The organism is Streptomyces sp. NPDC052101, assembly GCF_040680235.1.
Lineage (GTDB): Bacteria > Actinomycetota > Actinomycetes > Streptomycetales > Streptomycetaceae > Streptomyces.
Genome location: NZ_JBFAWH010000002.1, coordinates 700,329 through 713,727 on the forward strand (window position 1 = coordinate 700,329; position 13,399 = coordinate 713,727).

The window sequence follows — 13,399 nt, forward strand, 5'->3', positions numbered from 1 at the left end:
CGGTGATTCGCGAACTTATCTGCCCTGTGCGGTGCCAGAGGCAAGGCGGTCCAAGCTGCGTGCCTGAAGCTCGCGTTCGGTGGCCAGTGCGATGAACTCGGAAACGTGTTCCCGCCCAACGAGCTGTTCCACCACCCCGATTGTGCTGGCGGGAAGAGCGACGGATCGGTCGCCGCACGGCGCCTTGGCGGGTTGCTCGGCGCCGAGGTGCGTGCGCAGATGCCGGGTCGCCAAGGAGCGCATGGCGCGCGCCAGTTCGGCGTCGATCGTCTGCCGGGCCAGCGGGCGCAGCCGGCGCACCAGCGAGGCCGCTTCCGCCGCATGCGCGTCCGTTCGGTGCTCGGGGTCGTCCAGATAGCGCGCGAAGACGTACTCGGTGGTGAACTCCAGGAATCGGGCGGCGATGTACTCGACCTGACCCCTCAACTCCCTCAGATGGCCCGAGATCGCGGACAGCGGCACACCGGCGGCGTGCAACTCGACGGCCACGGACAACTCTTGGGGACTCGGCACGAGGAAGGTGTCGGGGTCGCCGTCGATCCGCTCCAGTACGCCGAGTTCGACCGCCTCGCCCACGGCGCCGTCGTCGGGCGTGCCGCCGAAGCGGGCGTCCAGTTCGGCGCGGGTGATGCGATCGGGGCGTTCGTCCGTCCAAGGCCCCTCCACCTCGGTGACCAGACCGAGGACGCCGCCGAGGCCGCGGCCGGTGTCCCAGGCGTCCAGCAACTCCTTGATCGAGGCCAGGGTGTAGCCGCGGTCGAGGAGGTGGGCGATCTGGTGGAGGCGGGTGACATGGGTCTCGGAGTAGAGGTTCGCGCGGCCTCGGCGTTCGGGGCGGGGGAGCAGGCCGCGGTCCTGGTAGGCGCGGATGGTTCTTACGGTGGTGCGGGTTTGGTGGGCCAGGTCGTCTATGCGGTAGGTGTTCTGGGCCGGAGGGTCGGGCATGTGCGACTCCTTGCCTGGTGGGCCTGGGCTGGGGACGGGCGGTGGTGGGGCCGCTCACCTGCGCCGGCAGGGTGCCGCTGCGCCCACCCGTGCCGCCCCAGCGGCACGACTGCCTGCGGCTACGGCGGTGCGACTGCCTGTGGCTACGGCGTGCGCTTGCCCGCAGCTACGGCGGTGCGCCTGCCCGCAGCTACGCGGGTACGACTGCCCGCGGTGGCGGCGGCACTGTGAAGCCCGCGGGACCGCACCCCCAGGGGCGCGGGGAACTGCGCGATCAGCCCACCCGCACCCGCACGCGCACCCGCACCTGCACCCGCCTCCGCACCCGGCAACGGACCTGCACCTACACGGCGCGAGCCCTGCCGCTCTCACAACTTCGGCTCCACGCGCGCGAGCCGGCGCAGTGCCCCCGGCATGACGCGTGACAAGAGATGGGCGCCCCGGGCCTCCGGGGTCACCGGAACGACCGCTCTGTTGTGTGCCACGGCGTCCAGGATTGCCTCGGCCACCTTTTCCGGCGGGTAGTTGCGCAGGCCGTACAGCCGGGCGGAGTTCTTCTGGCGACGGCGCTCCTCGGCCTCGTCGACGCCGGCGAAGCGGGCCGTGGCGGTGATGTTCGTGTTGACGATCCCGGGGCATATGGCGCTCACCCCAATGCCCTGCCCGGCGAGTTCGGCGCGCAGGCACTCGGAGAGCATCAGCACCGCCGCCTTGGAGGTGCTGTAGGCGGGCAGGGCCCGGGAGGGCTGGAAGGCCGCCGCCGAGGCGGTGTTGACGATGTGGCCGCCCTGGCCGCGCTCGGCCATCCGCGCGCCGAACAGCCGGCAGCCGTGGATCACGCCCCAGAGATTGACGTCCAGGACCTTGCGCCAGTCCTCGGTCGTCGTGGCGAAGAAGGAGCCCGACAGACCGATGCCCGCGTTGTTGACCAGCACGTCCAGCACGCCGTACTCGCGGTGCACCTTCTCGGCGAGCTTCTCCATCGTCTGCTCGTCGGAGACGTCGGCCGTCTCCGCCCAGGCCTCGGGCGCGCCGATCAGCCGGGACAGCTCGGCGGTGCGGGCGGCGGCCTCGGCGTCGCGGTCGACGGCCACCACGCGCGCGCCCGCCTCCGCGAACGCGAACGCCGTGGCCCGGCCGATGCCGCTGCCCGCCCCGGTGATCAGCACCAGCTGCCCGCCGAACCGGTCGGCGTGGCGGCCGGTGGCCTTCGGCTCGGGGCGGCCGCCGTCCACGGACATGATGAATTCCTCGATCCAGGAGACGAGTTGATCAGGGCGGGTGCGTGGGACCCAGTGCTTGGCGGGGAGTGTGCGGCGGGTCAGCTGGGGCGCCCACCGCTCCAGGTCGTCGTAGAGACGCTCGGAGAGGAACGCGTCCCCCTGGGGCATGATGAGCTGCACGGGCGCGTGCGCGTACGCGTCGGGGCGCGGTCTGGTCAGGCGGGCGCGGACGTTGTCCCGGTACAGCCAGGCGCCGTGCGCCGCGTCCGAGGGCAGGGACGCGGTCGGGTAGTCGCCGCCGGGGACCTTCTCGACCCGCTCCAGGATCCTCGGCCACCGCTTGCCGAGCGGCCCGCGCCAGGCCAGCTCCGGCAGGACCGGTGTGTGCAGCATGTACACGTACCAGGACTTGGCGCCCTGGCCGAGGAGCTGGCCCACGCGGCGGGGCGTCGGACGCTTCACGCGTGCGTTGATCCAGTGCCCGAAGTGGTCGAGGGACGGGCCGGAGATCGAGGTGAAGGAGGCGATACGGCCCTCCGTGCCGCCCACCGTGACGAACTCCCAGGACTGCACCGAGCCCCAGTCGTGCCCGACCAGGTGCACCGGCCGGTCCGGGCTGACCGCGTCCACGACGGCCAGGAAGTCGTCGGTCAGCTTGGCCAGCGTGAAGCCGCCGCGCAACGGCTTCGGCGCCGTCGAGCGGCCGTGGCCCCGGACGTCGTACAGGACGACGTGGAAGCGGTCGGCGAGGCGGACGGCGACCTCCGACCAGACCTCCTTGCTGTCGGGGTAGCCGTGCACCAGCACCACCGTCGGCTGCTGCGGGTCGCCCAGCTCGGCCACGCACAGCTCGACCCCGCCGGTCGCCACCCGGCGCTCCCGGGCACCTTTCAGCGTCACTTCTCCTCCGCCCAGCGCCGCACGTGCGGCAGATCGTCGTCCAGCCAGAACGCGCTCTCCTCGGCGTCCTTCGAGTCGGTGACCACGAGGATCTCCTCGAACTTCGCGCCCGTCCCCCGGAAACCGAGGTGCGGCTCGACCGCCCACAGGCCCGGCTGCGGCGGGTGGTCCGAGAAGCGGTACGGCGACCACAGGGGCGACCAGCCCTCGCGGTGGCCGTGCAGCGCGTCGGCGGCCAGGCCCTTCAGGGACTGGGTGCCGAATCCGAACAGGTGGGGCGAGAAGCGGCGTTGCCGCACCCGGTCCACTTTGTGGGCGATCACGCCGAACGGGTAGGCGCGATGCCGGTTGGCGTAGCCCTGGTGGACCATGAGCCGGTCCACGTCCTCGTAGATCTCGCGCAGCGGGCGCCGCTCGCGCACCTCGCGCAGGATCAGCTCGCGATGCGCCTCCAGGTCGGCCAGCAGCCGGTCCTGCACCGGGTTCACACCGAGCGAGCCCGAGTAGCCGATGTCCGCCGTACAGCCCTCGTACACCGGCGCCATGTCCAGGATGAAGGGCATCCCGGGCTCCAGAGCCCGGTCGGTGGGGAAGAACTGCAGGGGGATGCGGAAGTTCACGAACGCCGTGCGGTCGCCGAACCAGGCGAAGGGCAGGTGGAACCAGTCCCGCACCCCGCGCTCGCGCAGATACTCCCGCTGCATCCGCGCCGCCTCGCGCTCGGTCACGCCCGGCTCCAGCCGCGCCGCGACCGCCTCCGCGCACTCGTAGGCGAGGCGCTGCACCCGCCTGAACCCCCGCAGTTCCACCGAGAGTTCACTGCTCACTGCCGTCGTCATGCCGCCCCGTCCCGTCGTGCCGTCGACTCGCGTCGACTGCGGTACGCGTCCGTAACTTGACACTGGTGAATGTGACAGTTGTTAGAGGCGGCGTCAATAGGAGGGCGGCAGGCTGTGGAGAACCCGGGGTAACCCCTAGGCGGTGTGACCCTTAGGGTCCCGTAATACCTGGGTCTGACGCGAAGACGGCTCTGAGGTCTGACGACCGGCGTGGTCCGGATCACTACGGTCGTATGCGTGACTGTGATCGCGACCGAAAGCCTGAGCAAGCGGTTCCCCCGGGTGACCGCGCTCGACCGGCTGTCCGTGGACATCGGGCCCGGTGTGACCGGACTCGTCGGAGCCAACGGCGCCGGCAAGTCCACCCTGATCAAGATCCTGCTGGGTCTGTCCCCCGCCACGGAGGGCCGCGCCGAGGTGCTCGGCCTCGACGTCGCCACCAAGGGCGGCGCCATCCGTGAGCGCGTCGGCTACATGCCGGAGCACGACTGCCTGCCGCCGGACGTCTCGGCCACCGAGTTCGTCGTCCACATGGCGCGCATGTCCGGCCTGCCGCCCACCGCGGCCCGTGAGCGCACCGCGGACACCCTGCGCCATGTCGGTCTGTACGAGGAGCGCTACCGCCCCATCGGCGGCTACTCCACCGGCATGAAGCAGCGCGTGAAGCTCGCCCAGGCCCTGGTGCACGACCCGAAGCTGGTCTTCCTCGACGAGCCGACCAACGGCCTCGACCCCGTCGGCCGGGACGAGATGCTCGGCCTGATCCGCCGTATCCACACCGAGTTCGGCATCTCGGTCCTGGTCACCTCCCATCTGCTGGGCGAGTTGGAGCGCACCTGCGACCACGTCGTCGTCATCGACGGCGGCAAGCTCCTGCGCTCCAGCTCCACCACCGACTTCACCCAGACCACGACCACCCTCGCGATCGAGGTCACCGACAGCGGCACCCACCCCGACGGCACCCGCGCGGTCCGCGACGCGCTCCACGCGCGCGGGGTGGAGACGCACGCCGAGGGCGCGGGCCTGCCCGGCGCCGGGCACATCCTGCTGCTCACCGCCCAGGGCGAGGAGACGTACGACCTGGTCCGGGACGTGGTCGCCGACCTCGGCCTCGGCCTGGTCCGCATGGAGCAGCGCCGGCACCACATCTCCGAGGTGTTCACCGGCGACGCCGAGCACCACAGCGACGAGCAGCGGAAGGAGGCCGTCGGCCATGGCGGTTGAGCACCCCTTGCAGCCCCTGACCTCGCCCGGGGGCGACCAGACCCGCATCCACGACATCGGCTACCGCGGCTACGACGGCCCCCGCCTCGGCCGCGCCTACGCCCGCCGTTCGCTGTACTCGCAGTCCCTGCGCGGCTCCTACGGCCTCGGCCGCTCGGCGAAGTCCAAGGTGCTGCCGATGCTGCTGTTCGCGGTGATGTGTGTGCCCGCGGCCATCATGGTGGCCGTCGCGGTCGCCACCAAGGCGCATGAACTGCCGGTCGCCTACACCCGCTACGCGATCATGATGCAGGCCGTGATCAGCCTGTACGTCGCCGCGCAGGCACCCCAGGCCGTCTCCCGCGACCTGCGCTTCAAGACCGTGCCGCTGTACTTCTCGCGGCCCATCGAGACCGCCGACTACGTCCGTGCCAAGTTCGCGGCCCTCGCCTCGGCGATCTTCATCATGACCGCCGCTCCCCTGCTCGTGATGTACGTGGGCGCGCTGCTGTCCAAGCTGGGCTTCGCCCACCAGACGAAGGAATTCGCCGAGGGACTGGTCTCCGTGGCCCTGCTCTCCCTGCTGTTCGCCGGCATCGGCCTGGTCATCGCCGCCGTCACCCCGCGCCGCGGCTTCGGCATCGCCGCCGTGATCGCCGTGCTGATCATTTCCTCCGGCGCGGTCAGCACGCTCCAGGCCATCGCCGATGTGCAGAACCACACCTCCGCCATCCCGTGGATCGGCCTGTTCTCGCCCATCACGCTCATCGACGGCGTCCAGTCGGCCTTCCTGGGCGCGACCGCCCGCAACCCCGGAGCGATCAACCCGTCGGCCGGGCAGGGCGTGCTCTACGTCGCGGTCGTGCTCGCCCTGATCGCCGGCAGCTACGGCCTGCTGATGCGCCGCTACAAGAAGGTGGGACTGTGACGACCCTCAGCATCGACCACGTCTCCCGCTGGTTCGGCAACGTGGTCGCCGTCAACGACATCACCATGACCATCGGCCCCGGCGTCACGGGCCTGCTCGGCCCCAACGGCGCCGGAAAGTCCACCCTGATCAACATGATGGGCGGCTTCCTCGCCCCCTCCACCGGCACGGTCACCCTCGACGGACAGCCGGTGTGGCGCAACGAGAAGATCTACCAGCACATCGGCATCGTCCCCGAGCGCGAGGCGATGTACGACTTCCTCACCGGCCGCGAGTTCGTCGTCGCCAACGCCGAGCTGCACGGCCTCGGCGCCAAGGCGGCCCAGAAGGCGCTGGCCACGGTCGAGATGGAGTACGCGCAGGACCGCAGGATCGCCACGTACTCCAAGGGCATGCGGCAGCGCGTGAAGATGGCGAGCGCGCTGGTCCACGAGCCCTCGCTGCTTCTGCTGGACGAGCCGTTCAACGGCATGGACCCGCGCCAGCGCATGCAACTGATGGATCTGCTGCGGAAGATGGGCGACGAGGGCCGCACCGTGCTGTTCTCCTCGCACATCCTCGAAGAGGTCGAGCAGCTCGCCCGGCACATCGAGGTCGTGGTCGCCGGACGGCACGCGGCCAGCGGCGACTTCCGCAAGATCCGCCGGCTGATGACCGACCGCCCGCACCGCTACCTGGTCCGCTCCAGCGACGACCGCGCCCTCGCGGCCGCGCTGATCGCCGACCCCTCCACGGCCGGCATCGAGGTCGACCTGACCGAGGGCGCACTGCGCATCCAGGCCGTCGACTTCGGCCGCTTCACCGCCCTGCTGCCCAAGGTCGCCCGGGACCGAGGCATCCGGCTGCTCACGGTCTCGCCGTCCGACGAGTCCCTGGAGTCCGTCTTCTCGTATCTGGTCGCGGCGTAGGAGGCCGAAGATGTACGACCCCACCGTCGCCCGGCTCACCTACCGGGCCCTGCTCGGCCGTCGCCGGGCCCTCATCCTCGGCGCGCTGCCGCTGCTGCTGATCGTGCTCTCCGTGGCCGTACGCGCCCTGACCGGAGCCGACGACCAGACCGCCGCCGACGTGCTCGGCGGCTTCGCGATCGCCACGATGGTGCCGATCATCGGCGTCATCGCGGGCACCGGCGCGATCGGCCCGGAGATCGACGACGGCTCCGTCGTCTACCTGTTGTCCAAGCCGCTGAAGCGGTCCGCGATCATCTTCACCAAGCTGATCGTCGCCATCGCCGTGACCATGGTCTTCTCGGCGGTGCCGACCCTGATCGCGGGCCTGATCCTCAACGGCAACGGCCAGCAGATCGCCGTCGCCTACACCGTCGCCGCGCTGGTGTCCTCCATCGCCTACTCGGCACTGTTCCTGCTGCTCGGCACGGTCTCCCGGCACGCGGTGGTCTTCGGGCTCGTCTACGCGCTGGTCTGGGAGGCGCTGTTCGGCTCGCTGGTGCCCGGCGCGCGCACGCTCAGTGTCCAGCAGTGGTCGCTGGCCGTCGCCCACAAGATCGTCGGCGGGGATCTCGTGACCTCGGACGTGAGCCTGCCGACGGCCACCGTGCTGCTGGTCGCGGTCACCGTCCTGGCCACCTGGTACGCCGGGCAGAAGCTGCGGACGCTGAAGCTGGCGGGCGAGGAGTAGGCGCCCCGGAGGTCCCCGTCCGGCCCCGGTGGCTTGACGGGGACTTCACCTCGGCCCGGGCACACTGGGCGAAGCGGATGTACGGCTAGGAGGCCGGTGATGGCAGAGGAGATACCGCAGCACGACGGGCGTGGGCGATCCGGCGAGGACGCCTTTGACGGGCTGGTCCTGGACGAGGCCTTCGTACACGCCGCCGAGACCTCCGAGCCGTCCGCGAGAGCCCGGATGCTCGCCGCCCGCTGGCGGGCCGAGGAGCCCGAGCCGCAGCCGTGGCGCTCCGACGAGCCGCCGGCGGGCTGGTTCTTCAGCAAGGCGCGGCGCCGCAGATGGCGCCGCCGGTAGTGCGGGCTTTCGGCGCCGGTTAATTCAGTGGCGCCCCACTCGGCGGCGGGGCAGAGTGATGGTGCCCCATCCGCCGGGATCGTCCCGGCGCCGCGTTCTGGGAGTGGAGGTGGGCGATGTCCATGCACGGCAGTACGCCCGGCTCCCGACAGGGCGGTCCGAGGCCGGCTCCGGTGTAGTTACCCCGCCGTGGAGCCACAGGAACCGCCCGGGGCGGCCGCTTCGAGCACGCGATGTGTCTCTCGCGTGGGCCGCCCTCCCGGAGGATTGGCCGAGTGGTAAGGCACTGGCTTGCTAAGCCATGGTCGGGGGCAACCCCGCGCACGTTCGATCCGTGCATCCTCCGCAGAAGAAGCTGAAAATCTCAGCCCAGCAACCGCTCCAGTACCACCGCGATACCGTCCTCCTCGTTCGAGGACGTCACCTCGTCCGCCACCGAGCGCAGCTCCTCGTGGGCGTTGGCCATCGCCACGCCCCGGGACGCCCAGGCGAACATCGGGATGTCGTTGGGCATGTCGCCGAAGGCGATCGTGTCCGCGGCCTTCAGGCCCAGACGGCGGGCCGCCAGTGACAGCCCCGTGGCCTTGGACAGACCGAGCGGCAGCAGCTCCACGATGCCCTCGCCCGCCATGGCCACCGTGACGAAGCCGCCGGCCGCCTGCCGGGCCGCGTCCGCCAGAGCGTCGTCGGAGAGCGTCGGATGCTGTATGTAGATCTTGTTCAGCGGCGCCGCCCAGAGGTCGGACGCGTCCGTAAACGGGGTCGCCGGCAGCGTGCCCGTGACCGTGTAGCCCGGGCCCACCAGCACATCGCCGTCGAGGCCGTCGCGGCTGGCCGCCAGGTACAGCGGGCCCACCTCGGCCTCGATCTTGGCCAGCGCGACCCCTGCGAGCTGCCGGTCCAGGGTCACGGACGTCAGCAGGCGGTGCGCCCCGGCGTCGTAGACCTGTGCGCCCTGGCCGCAGACGGCGAGGCCGTCGTAGCCGAGGTCGTCCAGGATGTGCCGGGTCCAGGGGACGGCGCGGCCGGTGACGACGATGTGGGCCGCGCCCGCCGCGGTGGCCGCGGCGAGCGCGTCACGGGTGCGCTGCGATATGGACTCGTCGGAGCGCAGAAGCGTTCCGTCGAGGTCGGTGGCGATCAGTCGGTACGGGAAGCCGGTCACTTGGCGACCGGCTCCAGGACCTCCCGGCCGCCCAGGTACGGGCGCAGCACCTCGGGCACGTACACCGAGCCGTCGGCCTGCTGGTGGTTCTCCAGGATCGCCACGATCGTGCGCGGTACGGCGCACAGCGTGCCGTTGAGGGTGGCGAGCGGCTTGACCTGCTTGCCGTCGCGGACACGGATCGACAGACGGCGGGACTGGAACTCGGTGCAGTCCGAGGTCGAGGTCAGCTCGCGGTACTTGCCCTGGGTCGGGACCCACGCCTCGCAGTCGTACTTGCGGGCGGCCGAGGAGCCGAGGTCAGCGCTGGCGACGTCGATGACGCGGAACGGCAGCTCCAGCGAGGTCAGCCACTGCTTCTCCCACTCCAGCAGGCGCTGGTGCTCGGCCCGGGAGTCCTCGGGGGCGACGTACGAGAACATCTCGACCTTGTCGAACTGGTGCACACGGAAGATGCCCCGGGTGTCCTTGCCGTGCGAGCCGGCCTCGCGGCGGAAGCAGGGCGAGAAGCCCGCGTACCGCAGCGGCAGGCGCTCGGCGTCGATGATCTCGTCCATGTGGTAGGCCGCGAGCGGCACCTCGGACGTGCCGACCAGGTACAGGTCGTCCTTGTCGAGGTGGTAGACGTCCTGCGCGGCCTGGCCGAGGAAGCCGGTGCCCGCCATGGACTGCGGGCGGACCAGCGCCGGGGTGAGCATCGGGGTGAAGCCGGCCGCGGTGGCCTGGGCGATCGCCGCGTTCACCAGGGCCAGCTCCAGCAGGGCGCCGACGCCGGTGAGGAAGTAGAAGCGGGAGCCGGAGACCTTGGCGCCGCGCTCGACGTCGATGGCGCCGAGCAGCTGGCCCAGCTCCAGGTGGTCCTTGGGCTCGAAGCCCTCGGCACCGAAGTCGCGGATGGTGCCGTGCGTCTCCAGCGTGACGAAGTCCTCCTCGCCGCCGACGGGCACGTCGGGGTGGACGAGGTTGCCCAGCCGGAGCAGCAGCTCCTGGGTCTCGGCGTCGGCCGCGTCCCGCTCGGCGTCGGCGGTCTTGACGTCCGCCGCGAGCTGGCTCGCCTTCTTCAGCAGCTCGGCCTTCTCGTCGCCGGTGGCCTTGGGGATCAGCTTGCCGAGCTGCTTCTGCTCGGCACGCAGCTCGTCGAAGCGGACGCCGGAGGACCTGCGCCGCTCGTCGGCAGAGAGGAGGGAGTCGACGAGCGCGACGTCCTCTCCACGGGCGCGCTGGGACGCGCGCACACGGTCGGGGTCCTCACGGAGCAGGCGAAGGTCAATCACGAGGCCAAGGCTACCGGTGCGGGCTCGCCGCCCACGAATCCCTATTTCGAGGAGTTCTGATTTGCCACTCTTCGCCCGCTTACGTTCTGTTATGCGCAAAATGCGGAACGTGTCAGAACGCGTCAAGGAAAAGTGTCTCACTCCCTGGGACGGGGCATGCCCAGGGCGTCGGGTTGACTGGATCTCCTTGTGGAGAACGGGACTTGGCGAGACCGCTGTCCACAGAAATCCACACCCCCCGAAGAGTTATCCACAGGCTGTGTGGAAGATCTGTGGACTTCGGAATTGATCACTCCGGAAGTTGTCTCCGGACCAAGGAATTCCCAGGGCAAACCCGGGTCACACCCACTTTTGGGTGGAAAGGGGTCGCCCCAAAAGATGAATCAACGGAAACGAGTGGACGAAGGGCGAGGTGTGGAGTGATGGCCACCTCGGGGCCGCGAGAGGTGATTTGTCGACCGTCTCACCCACCCTTGTCGACTTGTCCCCAGGTCGAGAAGCGGACCTGTGGATAACTTCTGTGGATAACGATGATATGAGGGTATGACCGGCTAGAACCGGCCGTCCTGGCAGCGTGCCACCCAGTCCGCCGCCGCCATGAATTCCTCGTCCGATGTCCCCGGGAGCGTCCGCCGGGCCTCGGCCGGCGTGATGTCCGCGCGCGGATAGGAGCCGAGGAACCGCACCTGGAGACAGATCCGCTTCAGCCCCATCAGCGCCTCTGCCATCCGACGGTCGGAGATATGGCCCTCGGCGTCGATGCAGAAGCAGTAGTTGCCGATGCCGGCGCCGGTCGGCCGGGACTGCAGCAGCATGAGGTTGATGCCGCGCGAGGCGAACTCGCCGAGCAGGTCGCGCAGCGCGCCCGGATGGTCGTCGCGCTGCCACAGCACCACCGAGGTCTTGTCGGCACCGGTCGGCGCGGCGGGCCGGGCCGGGCGGCCGACCAGCACGAACCGGGTCTGTGCGTTCTCCGCGTCGTGGATCCCGGTCTCCAGGGCCTCCAGGCCATAGCGGGCGGCGGCGAACTCGCCCGCGAAGGCGGCGTCGTAACGGCCCTCCTGGACCAGGCGGGCGGCGTCCGCGTTGGAGGCGGCCGACTCCCAGACCGCGTCCGGAAGGTGCTTGCGCAGCCAGTTGCGCACCTGCGGCTGGGCCGCCGGGTGGGCGGAGACGGTCTTGATGTCCGCGAGCTTCGTGCCGGGCCGGACCAGCAGCGCGAAGGTGATCGACAGCAGCACCTCGCGGTAGATGGTCAGCGGTTCGCCCGCGACCAACTCGTCCAGGGTGGTGGTGATGCCGCCCTCGACGGAGTTCTCGATCGGCACGAATGCCGCCTCGGCCTCGCCGGAGCGCACCGCGTCCAGCGCGGACTGCACCGAGACGAACGGGACGAGTTCCCGGGTCGCGGCTTCAGGGAGCGTCCGCAGGGCGACTTCGGTGAAGGTGCCCTCGGGGCCGAGATACGCATAGCTCGCTGGCATGTCCCTCACCCTAATGGCCGCGCGTCGCCCCGGCGCGGGTGTCTCACGAGAGTCACTCGACCGAGTGGTTTGCCCCGGGAAAGCCCAGTAGAACCGGTAAACCCCGTGAACCCCATAGACCCCGTAAACCCCGTAAACCCTGCAACCCCATGAACTCCGTCAGGCTCCCGGCTACCCCTCCAGCAGCCGCTGCCCCACGTACTCGCCCTTCGCAGCCCCGCCCGGCACCGCGAACAGTCCGCTCGCCTCGTGCCGGATGAACTGCGACAGCGCGTCGCCCCGGTCGAGCTTGCGCTGCACCGGTACGAAGCCGCGCAGCGGGTCCGTCTGCCAGCAGACGAAGAGCAGGCCGGCGTCGGGCGTGCCGTCCGCGTCGAAGCCGTCGTGGTAGGAGAAGGGGCGCCGCAGCATGGCCGCGCCGCCGTTCTTGTCGGGCCGGGTGATCCGGGCGTGCGCGTTGAGGGGGACGACGTACTCGCCCTTGGCGTTGGCCTTCTCCAGGTCCATCGGGGTGGTCTCGTCGCCCCCGGACAGCGGCGCCCCAGTGGACTTGCGGCGCCCGATGACCGCCTCCTGGGCCGTCACCGACAGCTTCTCCCAGTCGTCCAGGAGCATCCGGATGCGGCGTACGACGGCGTAGGACCCGTGCGCCATCCAGGCCGGGTCGCCGGAGGCAGGCAGGAAGATCCGCTGGTCGAAGTCGGAGTCGGTGGGCTTGGGATTGCGGGTGCCGTCCAGCTGGCCCATGAGGTTGCGGGCGGTCATGGGGTGGGCGGTGGCGCCCGGGGTGCGGTTGAAGCCGTTCATCTGCCAGCGCAGCCGGGCCGCGCCGCCCGCGTCCTTCTGGATCGCGCGCAGGGCGTGGAAGGCGACCAGGGCGTCGTTCGCGCCGATCTGCACCCACAGGTGGCCGTCGCTGCGCGCCTTGTCCAGATGGTCGGAGGAGAAGTCCGGTAGCGGGTCCAGCGCGCTCGGCCGCTGCTTCTCCAGGCCCGTCCTGCCGAAGAAGCCGTGCCCGAAGCCGAAGGTGATCGTCAGCGAGGAGGGCCCGGCGTCGCGGGCCACGTCGGTGTCGTCGTGCGGCGCGGCCTCGCCGGCCATCAGCCGCTCGGCAGTCGCCGACCAGCGGCGCAGCAGGGCTGCGGTCTCCTTGCGGCCCGCGCCCGGCGCCAGGTCGAAGGCGGCGAGATGGCCGCGCGCCTGGAGCCCCTCGGTGATGCCGGGCTGATGTTTCCCGTGAAACATCGCCCGTTCGGAGCCCACCGAGGTCAGCGGGGTGGCCTGGGCGGGCGCGGCGGCATAACCCACGGCTCCGCCCGCCGCGCCGAGCACGAGCCCGCTGGCGCCCGCGGTGCCGAGCAGTGCGCGCCGGGAGATGCCGTGGCCGCCCGCGGAATCGGGCGCCTGCGCGACCTCGGCGGAGGTACGGACCTGGGGGATGGACTGGTCGGGCATGGT

At 70.6% G+C, this 13,399-nt stretch carries 12 protein-coding genes and 1 tRNA gene; 6 read left to right on the forward strand and 7 right to left on the reverse strand.

All coding sequences use genetic code 11. The features are described from left to right. Positions 1-15: 15 nt before the first annotated feature. From AB0L75_RS06790 to AB0L75_RS06800, 3 genes are all read right to left on the reverse strand, one after another. On the reverse strand, positions 16-945 hold the full coding sequence (locus AB0L75_RS06790; RefSeq protein WP_365176321.1) for a MerR family transcriptional regulator: 930 nt from the start codon (positions 943-945) through the stop codon (positions 16-18). A gap of 368 nt (positions 946-1,313) precedes the next feature. Continuing rightward, complete coding sequence (locus AB0L75_RS06795) at positions 1,314-3,068, reverse strand: SDR family oxidoreductase (RefSeq protein ID WP_365176323.1); 1,755 nt, start codon at positions 3,066-3,068, stop codon at positions 1,314-1,316. Next, positions 3,065-3,907 (reverse strand): M24 family metallopeptidase, encoded by an 843-nt coding sequence (locus AB0L75_RS06800; RefSeq protein WP_365176325.1) that lies wholly within the window; start codon positions 3,905-3,907, stop codon positions 3,065-3,067. The genes AB0L75_RS06795 and AB0L75_RS06800 overlap by 4 nt, the downstream gene beginning before the upstream one ends. Positions 3,908-4,150: 243 nt before the next feature. On the opposite strand from AB0L75_RS06800, the gene AB0L75_RS06805 reads away from it, so the two are divergent. From AB0L75_RS06805 to AB0L75_RS06830, 6 genes are all read left to right on the forward strand, one after another. Beyond that, positions 4,151-5,131: an ABC transporter ATP-binding protein gene (locus AB0L75_RS06805; protein WP_365176482.1), complete on the forward strand. Its 981-nt coding sequence runs from the start codon at positions 4,151-4,153 to the stop codon at positions 5,129-5,131. Then, complete coding sequence (locus AB0L75_RS06810) at positions 5,121-6,038, forward strand: ABC transporter permease (RefSeq protein WP_365176327.1); 918 nt, start codon at positions 5,121-5,123, stop codon at positions 6,036-6,038. Before AB0L75_RS06805 ends, AB0L75_RS06810 begins: the two co-directional genes overlap by 11 nt. Continuing rightward, entirely contained in the window at positions 6,035-6,946 is a 912-nt protein-coding gene (locus AB0L75_RS06815) for an ABC transporter ATP-binding protein (protein WP_365176329.1), read from the forward strand. The genes AB0L75_RS06810 and AB0L75_RS06815 overlap by 4 nt, the downstream gene beginning before the upstream one ends. Positions 6,947-6,956: 10 nt before the next feature. Beyond that, positions 6,957-7,676 (forward strand): ABC transporter permease, encoded by a 720-nt coding sequence (locus AB0L75_RS06820; protein WP_365176331.1) that lies wholly within the window; start codon positions 6,957-6,959, stop codon positions 7,674-7,676. Between the two features lie 99 nt (positions 7,677-7,775). Next, on the forward strand, positions 7,776-8,018 hold the full coding sequence (locus AB0L75_RS06825; RefSeq protein ID WP_365176333.1) for a hypothetical protein: 243 nt from the start codon (positions 7,776-7,778) through the stop codon (positions 8,016-8,018). A 261-nt stretch (positions 8,019-8,279) separates the two neighbouring features. Next, a tRNA-Ser gene (locus AB0L75_RS06830) sits at positions 8,280-8,364 on the forward strand. An 18-nt stretch (positions 8,365-8,382) separates the two neighbouring features. Here the strand turns inward: AB0L75_RS06830 and AB0L75_RS06835 are convergent. The 4 genes from AB0L75_RS06835 to efeB all read right to left on the reverse strand — a co-directional run bounded on the left by AB0L75_RS06835 (position 8,383) and on the right by efeB (position 13,396). Then, complete coding sequence (locus tag AB0L75_RS06835) at positions 8,383-9,183, reverse strand: HAD family hydrolase (RefSeq protein WP_365176335.1); 801 nt, start codon at positions 9,181-9,183, stop codon at positions 8,383-8,385. Beyond that, a complete protein-coding gene (serS, locus tag AB0L75_RS06840) occupies positions 9,180-10,457 on the reverse strand; it encodes a serine--tRNA ligase (RefSeq protein WP_365176337.1) in 1,278 nt (425 codons plus the stop codon). The genes AB0L75_RS06835 and serS overlap by 4 nt, the downstream gene beginning before the upstream one ends. Before the next feature lie 551 nt (positions 10,458-11,008). Beyond that, a complete protein-coding gene (pheA, locus tag AB0L75_RS06845; protein WP_365176339.1) occupies positions 11,009-11,941 on the reverse strand; it encodes a prephenate dehydratase in 933 nt (310 codons plus the stop codon). Between the two features lie 171 nt (positions 11,942-12,112). Continuing rightward, on the reverse strand, positions 12,113-13,396 hold the full coding sequence (gene efeB / locus AB0L75_RS06850) for an iron uptake transporter deferrochelatase/peroxidase subunit (RefSeq protein WP_365176341.1): 1,284 nt from the start codon (positions 13,394-13,396) through the stop codon (positions 12,113-12,115). Between the last annotated feature and the right edge of the window lie 3 nt (positions 13,397-13,399).